Source organism: Caulobacter segnis ATCC 21756 (assembly GCF_000092285.1).
GTDB lineage: Bacteria > Pseudomonadota > Alphaproteobacteria > Caulobacterales > Caulobacteraceae > Caulobacter > Caulobacter segnis.
The window spans coordinates 3,143,967-3,159,981 of the sequence record NC_014100.1 but is presented as its reverse complement, the minus strand read 5'-3'; the positions used below and the strand labels follow the sequence as shown (position 1 = coordinate 3,159,981).

General features: G+C 67.9%; 18 protein-coding genes and 2 pseudogenes. 12 read left to right on the top strand and 8 right to left on the bottom strand.

What is annotated here, in order from left to right:
- Nucleotides 1–65: 65 nt before the first annotated feature.
- Entirely contained in the window at nucleotides 66–374 is a 309-nt protein-coding gene (locus CSEG_RS14565; protein ID WP_013080000.1) for an SCP2 sterol-binding domain-containing protein, read from the top strand.
- 8 nt (nucleotides 375–382) lie between these two features.
- Entirely contained in the window at nucleotides 383–1,357 is a 975-nt protein-coding gene (locus CSEG_RS14560; RefSeq protein ID WP_013079999.1) for an alpha/beta fold hydrolase, read from the top strand.
- Here CSEG_RS14560 and hisN read toward each other — a convergent pair.
- Together hisN and CSEG_RS14550 are read right to left on the bottom strand one after the other, a co-directional pair.
- Nucleotides 1,338–2,174, bottom strand: a complete 837-nt coding sequence (gene hisN / locus CSEG_RS14555) for a histidinol-phosphatase (protein WP_013079998.1) — start codon at nucleotides 2,172–2,174, stop codon at nucleotides 1,338–1,340. The two genes, CSEG_RS14560 and hisN, sit on opposite strands and share 20 nt — an antisense overlap.
- Nucleotides 2,175–2,243: 69 nt before the next feature.
- Nucleotides 2,244–2,627 (bottom strand): helix-turn-helix domain-containing protein, encoded by a 384-nt coding sequence (locus CSEG_RS14550; RefSeq protein ID WP_013079997.1) that lies wholly within the window; start codon nucleotides 2,625–2,627, stop codon nucleotides 2,244–2,246.
- A gap of 112 nt (nucleotides 2,628–2,739) precedes the next feature.
- Between CSEG_RS14550 and CSEG_RS14545 the strand changes: the two genes are divergently transcribed.
- A complete protein-coding gene (locus CSEG_RS14545; RefSeq protein WP_013079996.1) occupies nucleotides 2,740–3,684 on the top strand; it encodes a lysophospholipid acyltransferase family protein in 945 nt (314 codons plus the stop codon).
- Here the strand turns inward: CSEG_RS14545 and CSEG_RS14540 are convergent.
- From CSEG_RS14540 to gcrA, 4 genes are all read right to left on the bottom strand, one after another.
- A complete protein-coding gene (locus CSEG_RS14540) occupies nucleotides 3,681–4,208 on the bottom strand; it encodes a response regulator (protein WP_013079995.1) in 528 nt (175 codons plus the stop codon). The genes CSEG_RS14545 and CSEG_RS14540 overlap by 4 nt on opposite strands.
- Before the next feature lie 221 nt (nucleotides 4,209–4,429).
- Nucleotides 4,430–4,642, bottom strand: a complete 213-nt coding sequence (locus tag CSEG_RS14535) for a DUF2093 domain-containing protein (RefSeq protein WP_013079994.1) — start codon at nucleotides 4,640–4,642, stop codon at nucleotides 4,430–4,432.
- 28 nt (nucleotides 4,643–4,670) lie between these two features.
- The gene (gene xseA / locus CSEG_RS14530; protein WP_013079993.1) at nucleotides 4,671–6,203 is read right to left on the bottom strand and encodes an exodeoxyribonuclease VII large subunit; all 1,533 of its coding nucleotides are present in this window, start codon (nucleotides 6,201–6,203) and stop codon (nucleotides 4,671–4,673) included.
- A 92-nt stretch (nucleotides 6,204–6,295) separates the two neighbouring features.
- Complete coding sequence (gcrA, locus tag CSEG_RS14525) at nucleotides 6,296–6,817, bottom strand: cell cycle sigma 70 cofactor GcrA (protein WP_013079992.1); 522 nt, start codon at nucleotides 6,815–6,817, stop codon at nucleotides 6,296–6,298.
- A gap of 238 nt (nucleotides 6,818–7,055) precedes the next feature.
- Between gcrA and CSEG_RS14520 the strand changes: the two are divergent.
- The 7 genes and pseudogenes from CSEG_RS14520 (at nucleotide 7,056) to CSEG_RS14490 (ending at nucleotide 12,650) form a co-directional block, all read left to right on the top strand.
- A pseudogene (locus tag CSEG_RS14520) lies at nucleotides 7,056–7,879 on the top strand (ABC transporter permease).
- A gap of 99 nt (nucleotides 7,880–7,978) precedes the next feature.
- On the top strand, nucleotides 7,979–8,635 hold the full coding sequence (locus CSEG_RS14515) for a TetR/AcrR family transcriptional regulator (RefSeq protein WP_013079991.1): 657 nt from the start codon (nucleotides 7,979–7,981) through the stop codon (nucleotides 8,633–8,635).
- A 5-nt stretch (nucleotides 8,636–8,640) separates the two neighbouring features.
- The gene (locus CSEG_RS14510) at nucleotides 8,641–8,832 is read left to right on the top strand and encodes a hypothetical protein (protein ID WP_041538324.1); all 192 of its coding nucleotides are present in this window, start codon (nucleotides 8,641–8,643) and stop codon (nucleotides 8,830–8,832) included.
- Between the two features lie 33 nt (nucleotides 8,833–8,865).
- Nucleotides 8,866–9,159 (top strand): hypothetical protein, encoded by a 294-nt coding sequence (locus CSEG_RS14505; protein ID WP_053463767.1) that lies wholly within the window; start codon nucleotides 8,866–8,868, stop codon nucleotides 9,157–9,159.
- A 153-nt stretch (nucleotides 9,160–9,312) separates the two neighbouring features.
- Entirely contained in the window at nucleotides 9,313–10,530 is a 1,218-nt protein-coding gene (locus CSEG_RS14500; protein ID WP_013079990.1) for an aspartate aminotransferase family protein, read from the top strand.
- Nucleotides 10,531–10,593: 63 nt separating this feature from the next.
- Nucleotides 10,594–11,531: pseudogene (argF, locus tag CSEG_RS14495) on the top strand (ornithine carbamoyltransferase).
- 207 nt (nucleotides 11,532–11,738) lie between these two features.
- Nucleotides 11,739–12,650, top strand: coding sequence for an Hsp33 family molecular chaperone (locus CSEG_RS14490; protein ID WP_013079989.1), 912 nt, complete (start codon nucleotides 11,739–11,741; stop codon nucleotides 12,648–12,650).
- 40 nt (nucleotides 12,651–12,690) lie between these two features.
- On the opposite strand, the gene apaG is transcribed toward CSEG_RS14490, so the two are convergent.
- Complete coding sequence (gene apaG, locus CSEG_RS14485; protein ID WP_041538323.1) at nucleotides 12,691–13,155, bottom strand: Co2+/Mg2+ efflux protein ApaG; 465 nt, start codon at nucleotides 13,153–13,155, stop codon at nucleotides 12,691–12,693.
- Nucleotides 13,136–14,320: an O-succinylhomoserine sulfhydrylase gene (metZ, locus tag CSEG_RS14480; protein ID WP_013079987.1), complete on the bottom strand. Its 1,185-nt coding sequence runs from the start codon at nucleotides 14,318–14,320 to the stop codon at nucleotides 13,136–13,138. The genes apaG and metZ overlap by 20 nt, the downstream gene beginning before the upstream one ends.
- Before the next feature lie 166 nt (nucleotides 14,321–14,486).
- Between metZ and CSEG_RS14475 the strand changes: the two genes are divergently transcribed.
- Both CSEG_RS14475 and CSEG_RS14470 read left to right on the top strand, forming a co-directional pair.
- A complete protein-coding gene (locus CSEG_RS14475; RefSeq protein ID WP_013079986.1) occupies nucleotides 14,487–15,506 on the top strand; it encodes a 2'-deoxycytidine 5'-triphosphate deaminase in 1,020 nt (339 codons plus the stop codon).
- Between the two features lie 159 nt (nucleotides 15,507–15,665).
- On the top strand, nucleotides 15,666–15,968 hold the full coding sequence (locus CSEG_RS14470; protein WP_013079985.1) for a hypothetical protein: 303 nt from the start codon (nucleotides 15,666–15,668) through the stop codon (nucleotides 15,966–15,968).
- Nucleotides 15,969–16,015 lie beyond the last annotated feature (47 nt).

Sequence of the window (16,015 nt, the reverse complement as noted above, 5' to 3'; positions counted from 1 at the left end):
TTACTCGTCTGGGCGGCCCGGTCTAGCTATCCGCAACATCATTTCGCGCAAGGGAGATCGCGCTCATGGCCACCATTCAGGAAATCACCGATCGCATCAAAACCGCCGTCGGCGACGACAGCGGCCTGGGCAAGAGCCTGAAGTTCGACCTGAAGGATGCGGGCGTCATCCACATCGATGGCGGCTCGGTGACGAACGAGGACAAGCCGGCCGACCTGACCATGACGCTGGCGCTCGACGACCTGCTGGCTATCGGCGAAGGCAAGCTGGATCCGACCATGGCGGTCATGACCGGCAAGCTGAAGCTGTCGGACATGGGCGTGGCCATGGCCCTGCAGCCCAAGATGGGCGCTCTGTTCTCGAAGATGCGCTGAGCCTGACAATGGAACCGGCCTATCTGGTCTCGGTCCCCGAGGCCCCGGTTCCCGATCACGGCCCAGGTAGTTTTGGGGCCGAATGGTTCCGCGGCGCGGAGGGGACAACCCTCCGCGCCGCGACGTTTTTTCCGGCCGGTTCGGCGCGCGGAACGGTGGTGCTCAGCCCCGGTCGCACCGAGCCGATCGAGAAGTATTTCGAGGTCATCGAAGACCTCCTGGCGCGCGGCTTCGCCGTGCTGGCGCACGACTGGCGAGGGCAGGGGCTCTCGGCGCGCGACCTGCCGGATCGGCTGAAAGGCCACGCGCGGGGCTACCAGCCCTTTCTGAACGACTACAAGGCGCTGCTCGACACGTTCGAGGCTCGATTGCCCAAGCCCTGGATCGCCATGGGACACTCCATGGGCGGTTGTCTCACCCTGCTGGCGCTGGCCAAAGGGGAGGGCCGCTTCTCGGCCTGCGTGCTGTCGGCGCCGATGCTGGGGATCAACACGGGCGGCGTTCCGCCCTGGGCGACGACCGCGCTGTCCTGGACGCTTTCCCGGCTCGGTTTCGCCGGACAGTACGTCAACGGCGGCGCGTATGATCCGCTGACCCAGACCTTCGAAGCCGACAAGCTGACCCACGACCGCGCGCGCCACGATCGCTACAGGGCGCAGCTCAAGGCGGATCCGCGGATCGCTCTGGGGGGCGTGACGTGGGGCTGGCTGGATTTCGCGGTGTCCGCCTGCGCGTGGCTCCGTCGCCCCGGCTCCGTGGAAGGCCTGGAGATCCCTGTCACGATCGTCGCCGCCGAGCTGGACGACCGCGTGCTCAACCCCGCCCTGAAAACGATCGCCGAGCGGCTGCCGCGCGGTCGCTATGGCGAGGTCGAGGGCGCGTTCCACGAGATCCTGATCGAGACCGATCCGCGGCGCGCGATTTTCTGGAAGGCGTTCGACGAGACCGTGGACCCGGTCGCGCCTATTTCGCCGAGCGCTTGAGGCTCACCAAGGCCTCGTCCAGCGGGCGACGGTCGCCCGAGATCACCATCTGACCGCCATTCGGGCCGATCGCCTCGCCGCGCCAGTTGGTGACGACGCCGCCGGCGGCTTCCACCAGCGGGATGGCGGCCTCGATGTCCCAGGACTTGAGGCCCGCCTCGATGACCATGTCCATCTTGCCCATGGCCACCATGGCGTAGGCGTAGGCGTCGCAGCCCAGGCGCGCCAGCTTGGACGCCGCGCGCACCTGCAGCCACGCCCCACGCTCGGCGCCGTCGAAACAGGCGTCGGGATCGGTGGTGGCGATCACCGCGTCGTTCAGGTTCGAGCACTCGCGGACGCGGATGGGCGTGCTTTCGCCGCGCGCGATCAGGCGCGCGCCGCCCGCGTGGCCGATGAACAGCTCTTCGGTGAAGGGCTGGCCGATCGAGCCCAGCACGGGCCGGCCCTGGTGGCGCAGGCCGATCAGGGTGGTCCACAACGGCAGGCCCGAGATGAAGGCGCGGGTGCCGTCGATCGGGTCGAGCACCCAGACGAACTCAGCGTCGGGGCGATCCTCGCCGTACTCCTCGCCGATCACGCCGTGCTCGGGATAGCGCTCGGCGATCAGCGCCCGAATCGCCGCCTCGGCGCCGCGATCAGCCTCGGTCACCGGATCGAAGGCGGCGTGGGTGTCCCGCGGCAGGTTCTTGCCCGCGCCCTTGTCCTCCAGACCGTGATCCGCCCGGAAGAGCGGCAAGATCGCGGCCGCGGAGGCCTTGTTCAGGTCGATGACGAAGGCGTCGAGCGCGGCGAGCCGATCAGCGGATAGGGTCATGCGCGCGGGTTTAGCTTTCCAGCCGCCGGCGCGCCACGCCTTTCCGCGCGTATCGGTTGCGCCGGTCGCTCAGGCCTCCGCCAGTTCGCCGCCGTGCAGCGACTTCGCCAGGTCCAGCAGGCGACGGCGCGGGCGCTCGCCGAGCAGATAGTAGGCGCGGACCAGGTCCTGCGTCTCCTTGCGCGCGAACATCTCGCCGCTTTCGGCGATTTCGCCCGCCGCCTCGCGGCGGACCTCCGACAGGCCGTCGTAGAAGTAGCCGACTGGCACCTCCAGCGCCTCGGCCAGTTGCCAGAGACGCGCGGCGGAGATGCGGTTGGCGCCGCACTCGTACTTCTGGATCTGTTGGAACCGCACGCCGACCACTTCGGCCAGCTGCTGTTGCGTCAGGCCCAGCAGACGGCGACGCCGACGCAGGCGCTTGCCCAGGTGGACGTCGATGTCGTTACCCATGGAACTTCTTGCCCCCTTAACCTTCTCCCGTCCCGAAACAGAACGAGATGCCCCGGCAGCCGCAAGTCGCGTGCCGTTGCGCGAAGCGCCCGGCCAAGCCTACTAAGGGCGCATGTCTGATAAGCGTCAGCCCTGGGTGCAGGATCTGTTGTGGCGGTTGGAGGCCCTGGGCTTCGACCTCTTCATCGGCGCCGTGCGCCTGATGGGCGTGGATCGCGCCTCCGACTTCGGCGGCTGGCTGGGCAAGACGTTCGGGCCGATCAGCGGCGCGCACAAGGTCGCCGCGCGCAATCTGAAGCTCGCCTTCCCCGAAAAGGACGCCGCCTGGCACGCCCGGATCCTGGACGAGCAGTGGGAGGGCCTGGGCCGCTCGTTCGCCGAGTTCCCGCTGATGGACAAGATCCTGCCCTCGACGGGCCGGGTCGAGGTGATCGGCAAGGAGCGCCTGGAGCAGATCGCCCGCGACAAGATCCCGGTCGTCTTCGTCTCGGGCCACCTGTCGAACTGGGAGGTCATGCCCGCGGCGATCGTCGACAGCGGCGTGGTCTGCGAGATGACTTATCGCGCCGCCAACAACCCCTATGTCGACAAGCGCATCAAGGACAGCCGCTTCCGCTATGGCGTGCGTCTGTTCGCGCCGAAGGGCGGCGATGGCGCGCGCGAGCTGCTGGAAGGCATGAAGGAAGGGCGGTCTGTGGCCCTGATGAACGACCAGAAGTTCAATAGCGGCGTGGCCGCCCCGTTCTTCGGCCACGACGCCCGCACCGCGCCGGGGCCGACGCGCCTGGCGATCCGCTTCGGCACGGTTCTGCAGCCGATGTCGGTGCAGCGGCTGAAGGGCGCGCGTTTCCGGGCGGTGGTGCACGAACCCATCGTCCCGCCCAAGACCGGCGATCGCACGGCCGATATCGAGGCGGGCGTGCGGATGATCAACGCCTTCATGGAAGACCGCATCCGCGAGAGACCGGCCGAATGGTTCTGGGTCCACCGTCGCTGGCCGAACGAGGTCTACGCCGCCCTGGCCGAACGGGAGCGGGACGCCGCGTCTTCGACCTAGATTTCGATCGTGTCGCTGGCCGGTTCGGGAGAGTCCGCCTCGCCGGCCCGGCGGAAGGGGCCCTTGTGTGACGGATCGTTCCGGCGTCGCCGACAGGGGCCGAAATAGTCGGGCGAGCGAATGAACGGCCTCGGGTGAAAGATCACCGTGTTGATCCGGTCCAGCAGCGACCGGGCGGTGACCGGCTTGACCACGATCTCGGTGACCCCGGAGTCGCGAGCCTCGAACACGCGGTGACGTTCGGCGAAACCTGTCAGCATGATGATCGGCAGGAACGGATCGACGCTGTCGTGGGCGTTGCGCACGAGCTGGGTGAACTGCACGCCGTCCAGCGGGCTCATCTTGAAATCGACGATCGCGATGTCCGGGCGCCAGTCGCGCAGCACCTGCAACGCCTCGGCGCCGTCCATCGCCTCGCGGATTTGACGCACGCCTACGCCCTTGAGGATCGTCGAAACGATCGCGCGAATGTGCTGGTTGTCGTCCACCAGCAGAAAGCGCAGCTTTTCAAGGGCCGCAGACATGCGGGAGCCGCCTCCTCAAGGATCTCGCGGGGACCATCGGACCAGGGTCGCTCCCCTGCGACCTACCGTTCCGACAGGGTCGGCATTGCTAACGAATGATTTAAACTCAAGCTAGACACGAATAACGGGAACTCGCCGCGAGGGCCGGGCGGTGAGGCGCGAAGTCGCCGGATCAAGCCCCGTTCGGGCGATCCGTTCGATGTGGCGGAGTCGAGGGCCGCTCAGCCCTGCCAGCGTTTCAGGGCCTCGGCCGCGCTGGCGTACGCTTCCTGGTGCTCGGGGCTCCAATAGCGCAGCGCATCCAGCGGAATCTTCGCGTTTGTGATGGCGCACAGCACGAAGCGGCCAGGCGAGAGCACGGCGTACTCGCCGTCGCCATAGTGCAGGACGGCCAGGCCGTCGGACTTGCCGAGATCACGATCGAAAGCGTTCATGGTCAATACTCTACGCCAAAGCGGCGTCTCAGAACAGATCGCCCTGCTCAGTCGAGGACGGAGCGGGCTTGGGGCGCGGCGGCGAGGGGCGGGGCGGCGTCGATGCGGAAGGCGTCGAGGCGGACGGCGGGGCTTCATTGCCGATCACCGCTTCACGTTCGCCATCGGCGAATTGCAGGGCCACGTGGTCGCCGAGCGCCAACGCGCCCGCCGAGCGGATGATCGTCCCGTCCGCCTTCCGCACCAGCGCGAAGCCCAGCTCCAGCGGTCGTCGCGGGTTCAGCGACAGGCGCAGCTTGTCCAGGTTGGTCAGCTGATCCTCGGCTCGGGTCAGGCGGCGTTCCGCCGCGGAGCCGAGACGCGTCCAGAGCAGCGGCAGGCGGGCGTGATCCCGGACGCGCTCGACCGAGCGGGTCCCGCAGGCGTTCAGGCGGCGGCCCAGGTCGGCGACGCGGTCAGCCTTGGCGGCGTGCTGGCGGCGCAGGGCGTCAGGCGTCAGGCGCGCGGTGACCTTCAGCAGGTCCTGGGCGTGCACGGCGGTGTTTCGATGCAGCGCCGCGTCCAGCCGGCCCGAGGCCATATCGAAGCGCTGCTGGGCTAGGGCCAGCAGGTCGTTCGGGCGGGGCAGGCCGCGCGCGGCGCTGGTCAGGCGGGTGCGGCGCTCTTCGATCGTCCGCGCGCCGCAGCGGCTGAGACGGCGATCGAAGTCCGAGATCAGGGCGCGCAACTCGCCAAGCACCGGCGTCGCCATCTCGGCGGCGGCGGTCGGGGTCGGCGCGCGGCGGTCGGAGACGAAGTCGATCAGCGTGGTGTCGGTCTCGTGGCCGACCGCCGAGATCAACGGAATGGCGCTCTCGGCCACCGTCCGGGCGAGGGCTTCGTCGTTGAAGGCCCACAGGTCCTCGACCGAGCCGCCGCCCCGGGCGACGATCAGGATGTCGGGACGCGGCACGGGGCCGCCGGGCTGGATGGCGTTGAAGCCTCGGACCGCCGCGCTGACCTGGGCGGCCGCGGCGTCGCCTTGGACGACCACAGGCCAGACCAGGACCTGGCAGGGCCAGCGGTCACGGATGCGATGCAGGATGTCGCGGATCACCGCGCCGGTCGGGCTGGTGATCACGCCGACCACGGCGGGCATCGAGGGCAGGGGGCGTTTACGCTCGGGGGCGAAGAGGCCCTCGGCGGCCAGCTTGGCCTTCAGGCGCTCCAGCTGAGCCAGCAGGGCGCCAACGCCGGCCGCCTCCATGCTGTCGATGACGATCTGGTAGCGAGAGCCGGCCGGGTAGGTGGTGATCTTGCCGGTGACGATCACCTCGAGCCCATGCTCGGGCCGCACCCCCAGGCCCCGGACATTGCCCTTCCAGACGACGCCGTCGATCGCGGCCTTGTCGTCCTTGATGGTCAGATAGACGTGGCCGTTGGAGTGGTGGGTGACCTTGCTGAGTTCGCCGCGCAGTCGCACGAAGCCGTAGCGGTCCTCCAGCGTCCGCTTCAGGGCGAAGGCCAGTTCGGAGACCGAATAGGGCGGGGCGTTGGAATCGTTCGGCGCGAGGTCCGTCATGGCTCCTATCTAGAGCCTCCCCCGGAAATGGAAAATCCCGGACAGCCGTCGGGCTGTCCGGGATCCGCCGCTCTGAGAGACTTTTGTTCTTCTTAGATGTAGCGGCGAAGCGAGCGGGCGAGCTCGGTGGCGCCGCCCTTCTTCTTGGTTTGCTGCGGCTGGTAGGCCACGCGAGCATGTTCGACGCAGTAGGGCGCGCCTTCCGAAGAGCGACGGCCGCAGAAGGTGAAGCCTTCCGACGACGGATCGCCGATCGGCCACTTGCACATGTGGGCGCCCAGGGTCAGCACGGTGGCCGAGCCCGGCTCTTCGTGACGGAAGGCCGGCAGCGGCGCGGGCGTGGCGGCCACGGGCAGCGACGGCGCCTCGATCGGCGTCACGCGGCGCGGCGCCGAGGGCATGGCCTGAGCGGCCGGACGCGCCGGGCGCGGGGCCTTGAAGGCCGGACGCGCGGGTTGCGAAGGCGCGGCGCGGCCCGACAGGCCGAGACGGTGAACCTTGCCGATGACGGCGTTGCGCGTAACGCCGCCCAATTGCTTGGCGATCTGACTGGCCGACAGTCCGTCCAGCCACAGCTTCTTCAAGGTCGAGACCCGTTCGTCGGTCCAGCTCATAACCCGTCTCCGCCATCTAGAATGGGGAGAGGGCGTCCCCACGCCCGTCACCCCATATCTGGTGATCAAACCGCCCCGCCGGCGGTCGTCCTACTACTAATCGTAAAGAATGCATTAAAACACACAATGGGCGCCAACGACTCTGTCCACAGAAACAAGATGTTGATTCACGCAAGCCCGAGCTTGCGAAAAGGGGGGCGAGGGCGCACATGGCCAAGCAGAACAACGGGTTGAGCGCATGAGAGACACCGCCGAGAGCGTCATTCCGCCGCAGCCGCGCGATTATCACGGCTGGAACTGGAGCGGCTTCTTCACCCTCTATCAGCGCGAAATCCGCCGGTTCTGGAAGGTCGGCACCCAGACGGTGGCCGCGCCGGTGGTCACCACGTTGCTCTACATGCTGGTTTTCGTCGTGGCCGTGGGCGCCAGCCGGCCGGCCGTCGGCGGCGTGACCTTCGGGCATTTCGTGGCGCCGGGGCTGATCATGATGGCCATCCTGAACAACGCCTTCGCCAATTCCTCGTCGTCGCTGATCCAGGCCAAGATGATGGGCCTGACGCCGGACTTCCTGACGCCGCCGCTGTCTGCGCTGGAGCAGGTCTCGGCCTTCGCCCTCGGGGCGGCGACGCGTGGGGTCGTGGTCGGGGCGCGGTGACGGCGCTCGTTGTCGGCGTGCTGCCCGGCGCGGGGCTGTCGGTCTCTCACCTGTGGGCGGTGGTCTATTTCGGCGCTGTCGCTTCGCTGATCCTGGGTCTGGCGGGCGTGGCGGCGGGCCTGTGGGCGGAGAAGTTCGACCAACTGGCGGCGGTGACCAACTTCCTGATCATGCCGATGACCTTCCTGTCGGGCACTTTCTACCTGGTCGACAAGCTGCCCGAGCCCTTCCGTTCGGCCAGCCATTTCAACCCGTTCTTCTATCTGATCGACGGCTTCCGCTACGGCTTCATCGGTCACGCCGACGGCTCGATCGCCATCGGGGTGGTCTCCACGGGCCTGCTGACCGTGGCGCTGTTCCTGTGGTGCTGGCGCCTGTTCGTGACGGGGTACCGGCTGAAAAGCTGACGCCCGCCACGCACCGACAGTCCCTCCAAGCCCCGGCCCGAAAGGTCCGGGGCTTTTTCGTGTTGTGCCGCTCAAATTGATGTAATACATGATTACATCATGTCGTCAGTTCGATCATACAACTCCGCGCTCCGTCGCGACCAAGCCGAAGCCACCCGCGAGCGCATCCTCGCCGCCATGGCGGCGCTGGTGGAGGAGGGGGACGGTCAGGCTCCGACCAATCGCGCGGTGGCCGAGCGGGCTCAGGTCACCGAGGTGACGGTCTATCGCCACTTCCCCAGCCGCGAACTCCTGCTGAAGGGGTTATGGGAGCACCTGAACCGAAAGGACGGGGTGCGGGTGGGCATGCCGGAAAGCCCGGCCGACCTGCAGGCCAAGATCGGGCCGCTGATCGCCAGTTTTGACGCCAGTCCGGCCCAGATCGTCGCGCGGGTGACGACGCCGCAAGGGCGCGCGGCGCGGGCCAGCCTGGATCCCGAGCGCCGGGAAGCCTTCCTGGCCGTGGTGGCCCAGGCCGGGCCGGCTCTGCCCGAAGGCGAGCAGGCCAAGGCCGCGGCCGTGCTGCAGCTGCTCTATTCGGCCTACTCGTGGCTTTCGCTGCGCGAGCAATGGAACCTCACCGGCCAGCCCGCCGCCGACGCCCTGGGCTGGGCGACCGAAGTCCTCCTGGCCGACCTCAAGTCCCGGGGCGCGGCGTCCATCGCCCCCGATCCCTTCGCCCAGTTCACCGCAAGCCCGTTCCAGCCGGAAAGCTGACCGCCATGATCGCTCACATCTCCCTTCCCGCCGACGATCCCCAAGCCACGGCCGAGATCTTCGGTCGCATCATCGACGGCGAGGTCATGCCGTTTCCGGTCGTGGAGGGCGCCTGGGTCGCCATCGCCCGTGACGGTTCGGGTCTCGGCGTCGAGGTCATGCCCGCCGCCGCCGCCCATCATCCCGGACGGGGCTAACCCGACGGTCGCGCCTCGGACGGTCCGTTCGTGATGCCGTGGGAGACCCAGATCCGCCAGGACGGCGCGGCGCAGGACGCCAGCGGCTTCCACGTCGCCATCACCACCAAGCTGTCGGTCGAGGACATCATGGCGATCGGCGCCCAACGTCGCTGGCGTGCGGTTCATTGCGATCGCGGCGGAGCCTTCGACCTCGTCGAGCTGTGGATCGACAACCGTTTCCTGGTCGAAGTCCTGCCGCCCGAGGGCAGCGAGCGGTACCATGCGTTCTACCGGCCGGAAGTCGCGGGAAAGATGTTCGCCGCTCCCCAGCCGGAAGAGGTGTGACCCTCGGGACAAACCCCGAGATTTTGCCCGTATTTCAGGGCCTTTTCATCGTCCGTTGATTGACACAACCGCGTTCCAAAGCGACAACCTGCGGCCTTCCGGTCCCCGTGCTTAAGGCGCGGGGGCTTCTTTCCTTTTAGGGAGGTCGGTCTCTTGAGCACCGCGTCTTCGTCCAACTCCTCGCAACAGCACATCATGGGCGTCTACAACCGCGCCCCGCTGGCGTTCGAGCGAGGCCGAGGCGCGCGCCTGTTCTCGACCGACGGCGGCGAATACCTGGACTGCGTGGCGGGCATCGCCACCAACGGCCTGGGTCACGCCCACCCCGTGCTGGTCGACGTCCTGAAGGAACAGGCCGAAAAGCTCTGGCACGTCTCGAACATCTATCGGATCCCCGAGCAGGAAGCCCTGGCCGACGCCATCTGCGCGTCGACCTTCGCCGACGTGGTGTTCTTCACCAACTCGGGCACGGAAGCCGTCGAGTGCGCGCTGAAGACGGCCCGCAAGTACCACTCGGCCAACGGCCAGCCCGAGCGGATCGACATCTACGGCTTCGACGGCTCGTTCCATGGCCGCACCTACGCCGCGGTCAACGCCTCGGGCAATCCCAGCTATGTCGACGGCTTCGGTCCGCGCCTGCCGGGCTACAGCCAACTGACGTTCGGCGACCACGAGGCCATCAAGGCCGCGATCGCCAGCCCGACCACGGCGGCGATCATCGTCGAGCCGGTGCAGGGCGAGGGCGGCGCGCGCTCGATCCCGACCCAGTGCCTGAAGGGCCTGCGCCAGCTGTGCGACGAGCACGGCGTGCTGCTGATCTATGACGAGGTCCAATGCGGCATGGGCCGCACCGGCAAGCTCTTCGCCTATGAGTGGGCGGAAGGCGGCGAGCCGCACATCATGGCGGTGGCCAAGGCCCTGGGCGGCGGCTTCCCGGTCGGCGCGTGCCTGGCCACCACCGAGGCGGCCAAGGGCATGACCGTGGCGGCCCACGGCTCGACCTTCGGCGGCAACCCGCTGGCCATGGCCGTCGGCAAGGCGGCCTTCGACCTGATCAACTCGCCCGAGACGCTGGACAACGTCAACGCCGTCGCCGGCTTCCTGACCCAGCAGCTGAACGGTCTGAAGGATCGCTTCCCGGACGTCATCGTCGACATCCGCGGCAAGGGCCTGCTGATCGGGATCAAGCTGATCCCGAACAACCGCGAGTTCATGGTCCTGGCGCGCGACGAGCACCTGCTGGTCGCCGGTGGCGGCGACAACTGCGTGCGCCTGCTGCCGCCGCTGAACCTGACCATCGAGGAAGCCCGCGAAGCCATCGCCAAGCTCGAAAAGGCTTGCGAGGCCGCTCGCGCCAAGGCTTCCGCCTGACAACTCTGAACCTTTGAGATCGCCCGCTTCGGCTTGCCGGAGCGGGCGTGAGGGATTTGGCCCATGACCGCCCCCCGCCACTTCATCGACCTGTGGAAGCTGGACGGCCCGACGCTGCGCCTGCTGCTCGAGGACGCCAAGGCCCGCAAGACCGCCCGCAAGGGCTGGCCGCAGGGCAAGGTGGACGCCGACGCGCCGGCCAAGGACCGCGTGCTGTCGATGATCTTCCAGAAGAACTCGACCCGCACCCGCTTCTCGTTCGACGCCGCCATGCGTCAACTGGGCGGCTCGGCGATCATCTCGACCTCGGCGGACATGCAGCTGGGTCGCGGCGAGACGATCGAGGACACCGCCAAGGTGCTGTCGCGGATGGTGGACGCGGTGATGATCCGCGCCAACAGCCACGCCGACGTCGAGCGCTTCGCCCAGGTCTCGACCGTGCCGGTGATCAACGGCCTGACCGACAAGAGCCATCCCTGCCAGATCATGGCCGACATCCTCACGATCGAGGAGCATCGCGGCGACATCGGCGGCAAGACGATCGCCTGGGTCGGCGACGGCAATAACGTCTGCTCCAGCTTCATCCACGCCGCGCCGCTGTTGGGCTTCACGCTGAAGATCGCCTGCCCGACGGTCTATCACCCCGATCTGCACGACTTGGCGCGGGCGGGGAGGGCCTGCAGGGCCGGGTCAGCATGACGACCGACCCGAAGGAGGCCGTCCGCGGCGCCGACGTGGTGGTGGCCGACACCTGGGTCTCGATGGGAGACACCGACCACCACGAGCGTCTGGCGGCGCTGGAGCCCTATCAGGTCGACGACAAGCTGATGGATCTCGCCAAGGGCGACGGCGTGTTCCTGCACTGCCTGCCGGCTCACCGGGGCGAGGAGGTCACGGACGAGGTCATGGACGGACCGCGCTCGCTGGTCTGGGATGAGGCCGAAAACCGCATCCACGCCCAGAAGTCTGTGCTGGCCTGGGCGTTCGGCGCGATCGGCTGATTTTAGGGTAGGGCGCCGGCCAGCGCCCGGTTGGAATGCGCTGGCCGACTGCGCCGGCGCGTATGGGCAAAGAGCGACGGCCCCGTATTGGTGCGCCGACTCCGCAAGCGTAGCAATGCGGCAGGAGGTCGCTTTCCTCGGATCGGGTCACGCCGTCGCGCGCGCCCAGGCTCGCAATTTCCGAAAGACCCCTTATTTAACCGCCCCATGACCGACATCGCTTCCACTCCGGGCGTCCTCGACGACGTCGTTTCCGCGTTCCAGATCGAAGGACTGCCCGTGCGCGGCCGCGTCGTTCGGCTGGGCCAGGCCGTCGACGAGGTGCTGACGCGCCACGCCTATCCCGAGCCCGTGGCCAACCTGCTGGGCGAGGCCTGCGCGCTCGCGGCCCTCGTGGGCTCCAGCCTGAAGTTCGAAGGGCGTCTGATCATCCAGGCCCAGGGCGATGGCCCGGTGCGCTACGTAGTGGTGGATTACGACACCTCGGGCGGCCTGCGCGGCTATTGCCGGTTCGATCCGGAAGAGGTCGCCGCCGCTTCCGAAGGTTTCACGCGTCCCGGCGCCAAGACCCTGCTGGGCGGGGGCGTCTTCATCATGACCCTGGATCAGGGTTCGGACATGGACCGCTACCAGGGCGTGACGCCGATCGAGGGCGAGACGCTGGCCCTGTGCGCCGAGCAGTATTTCGCCCAGTCGGAACAGACCCCGACCCGCATCCGTCTGGCCGTGGGCCAGGTCGATACGGGCGAGGGCCCTCAATGGCGCGCCGGCGGCATCCTGATCCAGGTCATCGCGGGCGACCAGGCGCGCGGCGACACCCAGGACGCCTGGCGGCACGTCACGGCGCTGTTCGAGACCACGGGCGAGGACGAGCTCATCGACCCGACCGTCACGACCCCGACCTTGCTGTGGCGCCTGTTCAACGAGGACGGCGTGCGCCTGCTCGACGAAAAGCCACTGCGCGCCTTCTGCCGCTGCTCCGAGGATCGAATCGGCGTGGTGATGGACTCGTTCTCCGCCGAGGAGGTCGAGGAGATGATCGAGCCGGACGGCAAGATCCACGTGACCTGCGAATACTGCTCGCGCGTCTACAAGCTGGACCCGCCGACGGCGGGGTGAGGCGGGGTGAGGCGGGGCCGGAAGTTCAGCGCTTCCGGCCTCAGTTCACTTTCAGCGAGGCGCCCGGCAGGTGCAGCGAGAATTCGGGGATCTCGGCGTCGAACAGCTCGCCCCCCTCGGTCACCATCTGGTAGCTGCCGCGCATCGCGCCGGACGGCGTGGGCAGGGGGCAGTTGGAGACATAGCGGAAGGCCTCGCGGGGCTTCAGCTCCGGCTGTTCGCCGACCACGCCCGAGCCCTCGACGTCGTTCACGCGGTTCAGGCCGTCGGTGATGGTCCAGCGACGCGAGACCAGGGTGACCGTCTCGGCGCCGTGGTTTTCGATCTCCACCGTGTAGGACCACAGGTAGACGCCGTCTTCGGGCGAGGATTCCTCGGCCGCATAGGTCGGGAAGACCCGCACGACGATGTCGCGCGTGCGCGCCTCATAGCTCGCCGCGGCGTGGCCGCGACGCCGGCGCATCCGCTGCATCGGCGGAGAGGTTTCACGCCTGATCGAGCGCACGGGTCACGTCTCGCGTCAGGTCGGCCAGGCTTTCCAGGCCCACGGACAGGCGCACGCCGCCTTCGGTCACGCCCAGCAGCGGGCGTTCCTCTTCGGGCACCGAGCGGTGGGTGGTGGTCGGCGGGTGGGTCGCCATCGACTTGGCGTCGCCCAGGTTGTTGGAGATGTCGACGATCTCCAGCGCGTTCAGGAACTTGAAGGCCGCCTCGCGCGAACCGAGGTCCATCGCGACCACCGTGCCGCCGCCGCTCATCTGCGACTTGGCGACGTTGTGGCCCGGGTGGTCGGGGCGGAAAGGGTAGAGGACCCGTTGAACCTTCTTGTGCTCGGCGATCGTGTTGGACAGGGCCAGGGCGCTGTCGGTCTGGCGGCGCACCCGCAGGTCCAGGGTTTCGAGGCCCTTCAGCAACACCCACGCGTTGAACGGCGACAGCGACGGGCCCGTGTGGCGCAGGCTGTCGCGATAGAACTCCTCGTTGATCGCCTCGCTGGTCAGGATGGCTCCGCCCAGCACGCGGCCTTGGCCGTCGATATGCTTGGTCGCCGAATAGACCACGACATCGGCGCCCAGCTTCAGCGGCTGCTGGAAGATCGGCGTGGCGAAGACGTTGTCGACGATGACCTTGGCGCCGACCGCGTGGGCCAGTTCGGACACGCCGCGGATGTCGGTGATCTCCAGCACCGGGTTCGAGGGCGTCTCGATCAGCACGGCCTTGGTGTTCGGGCGGATCGCCGCCTCCCAGGCCTTCAGGTCCGTGGCGTCGACGAAGGTGGTCTCGACGCCGAAGCGCGGCAGCCACTCGGCGACGATCCAGCGGCACGAGCCGAACAGGGCCCGGCCGGCCACGACGTGGTCGCCGGCGTGAACCAGGCCCATCAGCGCGGCATGGATCGAGGCCATGCCCGTCGCCTGCGCCCGGCAGACCTCGGCGCCTTCCAGCAGCGCCAGGCGATCCTCGAACATCTTCACGGTCGGATTGTTGAACCGCGAATAGACGAAGCCGGGCTCTTCGCCCGAGAAGCGGCGGTCGGCGCCCTCGGCGCTGTCGTAGGTGAAGCCTTGCGTCAGGTAGAGCGCCTCGGCCGTCTCCATGAACTGCGAGCGCGCGATCCCGCCTCGGATCAATTTCGTCGCGACATCCCAGTCTTTCGGATCTTCGGCCACCGCCTTGCCTCCTACGCGTAAAACGCCGGCATAAGGAGGGGGAGGGGACGCTGGGTCAAGCCACAACACCGCCTTGGCCGGCGAAGAATTGTCACGCTTCGCCTGTCGATTGTCTCATTGCGTCCGAGCCTTGCCTTTGCGGCCCGGTTTGGCGAGTGTCGCGCCGATGACCGACGCACACGCCGCAGGGATTCTGCCCTGCCAAACGATCGAGGATCTGATCGCCGAGGAGGCGATCACCTCAGCCACGCCGTTCGACGCCGATCAGGTGCAACCCGCCAGCCTGGATCTGCGTCTGGGCGCGCGCGCCTGGCGTGTCCGCGCCTCGTTCCTGCCCGGCCTTCACCGTCGCGTGCCCGAGCGCCTCAAAGATGTTGCGATGCACGAGCTGGACCTGACCCAGGGTGCGGTGTTGGAGAAGGGCTGCGTCTACATCGCCGAGATTCAGGAGCGCCTGGCGCTGCCGGGCAACGTCTCGGCGCGGGGCAATCCCAAGAGCTCGACCGGACGCGTGGACGTGTTCGTGCGCCTGCTGACCGACCACAGCCGCGCCTTCGACGATGTCGACGCCGGCTACGAGGGGCCGCTCTATCTGGAGATCGCGCCGCAGACGTTCTCGGTGCTGGTGCGCGCCGGAACGCGTCTGAACCAGCTGCGCCTTAAGCGCGGCGAGCCGGCCAAGCTGTCGATCCGCAGCGTCGGCGTCGACCTGACCTCTGGCATTGTCGGTTTCCGGGGCCGCCGTCACGCCGGTGTCGTCGATCTCGACCACGAAGACGGCCACGACCCGCGCGATTTCTGGGAGCCTCTGGAGGCGCGCCACGGCGAGTTGCTGTTGGATCCGGGCGAGTTCTACATCCTGGCCAGCAAGGACGACATCGAGATCCCGGTGCTCGAAGCGGCCGAGATGACGCCGATCGATCCGTCGGTCGGCGAGTTCCGCGTCCACTACGCCGGCTTCTTCGATCCGGGTTTCGGCACCGAGGAGGCGCTGGCGCGCGGCTCGAAGGGCGTGCTCGAGGTCCGCAGCCATGAGACCCCCTTCCTGCTGGAAGACGGCCAGACGGTCGCGAGGCTTGTCTACGAGCCCCTGACGGCGCGTCCGGCGCGGCTGTATGGCGAAGGCGGTTCGCACTACCAGCGGCAGGGCCTGAAGCTGTCGAAGCACTTCAAGGTCTGGTCCTAGGGGGAAGGGCGACCTGTCGCAGGCTGGTCGCGCGGCAACGCGCCGCACTACATCTAGTGGACAGTGCGTGCCGTTGCACAAATCCTGGTCTCGTCCTCGCGGGCGGTGATCTTCTGAGTCGCCGGTCGCGGAGGCGGCGGAAGATCACGGAGACCCCTTTTGGCCCGTCATGCTCAAGATCCGTTCCTGATCCTTCAGGGTCGCGTGGAGGCCTGGGAGCGCTGCGCGCGGATCCCCGGCTGCGACAAGGCGATCTGGCGACAGGACGCCCGGGGGCGCGTCATCCGCTGGTCCGATTTCGGTGACCGTTTCTCGCGCTATGGCTGGGAAGTGCTCAGCCGCCCGCGTCCGGACGTTTGGGGGCGGGCCCTGGCCGCCAAGCGCCTGGAGGCGGTGCACTGGCGGGGCGTGATGGGCGATCCGGCCGAACGTGACCCCTTCGTGGACCAGAGAGCCGCCTGAAAAAATCAAGTAGATCCGTCATTTGGTCTGGCGTGCATGACAAAATG

What these genes read in the sequence shown, in the direction of transcription:
- CSEG_RS14545 (WP_013079996.1), top strand. Translation starts at nt 2,740, where the DNA reads ATGTCTGATAAGCGTCAGCCCTGGGTGCAGGATCTGTTGTGGCGGTTG.
- CSEG_RS14550 (WP_013079997.1), bottom strand. Translation starts at nt 2,627, where the DNA reads ATGGGTAACGACATCGACGTCCACCTGGGCAAGCGCCTGCGTCGGCGT.
- hisN (WP_013079998.1), bottom strand. Translation starts at nt 2,174, where the DNA reads ATGACCCTATCCGCTGATCGGCTCGCCGCGCTCGACGCCTTCGTCATC.
- CSEG_RS14560 (WP_013079999.1), top strand. Translation starts at nt 383, where the DNA reads ATGGAACCGGCCTATCTGGTCTCGGTCCCCGAGGCCCCGGTTCCCGAT.
- CSEG_RS14540 (WP_013079995.1), bottom strand. Translation starts at nt 4,208, where the DNA reads ATGTCTGCGGCCCTTGAAAAGCTGCGCTTTCTGCTGGTGGACGACAAC.
- gcrA (WP_013079992.1), bottom strand. Translation starts at nt 6,817, where the DNA reads ATGAGCTGGACCGACGAACGGGTCTCGACCTTGAAGAAGCTGTGGCTG.
- CSEG_RS14535 (WP_013079994.1), bottom strand. Translation starts at nt 4,642, where the DNA reads ATGAACGCTTTCGATCGTGATCTCGGCAAGTCCGACGGCCTGGCCGTC.
- xseA (WP_013079993.1), bottom strand. Translation starts at nt 6,203, where the DNA reads ATGACGGACCTCGCGCCGAACGATTCCAACGCCCCGCCCTATTCGGTC.
- CSEG_RS14510 (WP_041538324.1), top strand. Translation starts at nt 8,641, where the DNA reads ATGATCGCTCACATCTCCCTTCCCGCCGACGATCCCCAAGCCACGGCC.
- CSEG_RS14565 (WP_013080000.1), top strand. Translation starts at nt 66, where the DNA reads ATGGCCACCATTCAGGAAATCACCGATCGCATCAAAACCGCCGTCGGC.
- CSEG_RS14505 (WP_053463767.1), top strand. Translation starts at nt 8,866, where the DNA reads ATGCCGTGGGAGACCCAGATCCGCCAGGACGGCGCGGCGCAGGACGCC.
- CSEG_RS14490 (WP_013079989.1), top strand. Translation starts at nt 11,739, where the DNA reads ATGACCGACATCGCTTCCACTCCGGGCGTCCTCGACGACGTCGTTTCC.
- CSEG_RS14515 (WP_013079991.1), top strand. Translation starts at nt 7,979, where the DNA reads ATGTCGTCAGTTCGATCATACAACTCCGCGCTCCGTCGCGACCAAGCC.
- CSEG_RS14475 (WP_013079986.1), top strand. Translation starts at nt 14,487, where the DNA reads ATGACCGACGCACACGCCGCAGGGATTCTGCCCTGCCAAACGATCGAG.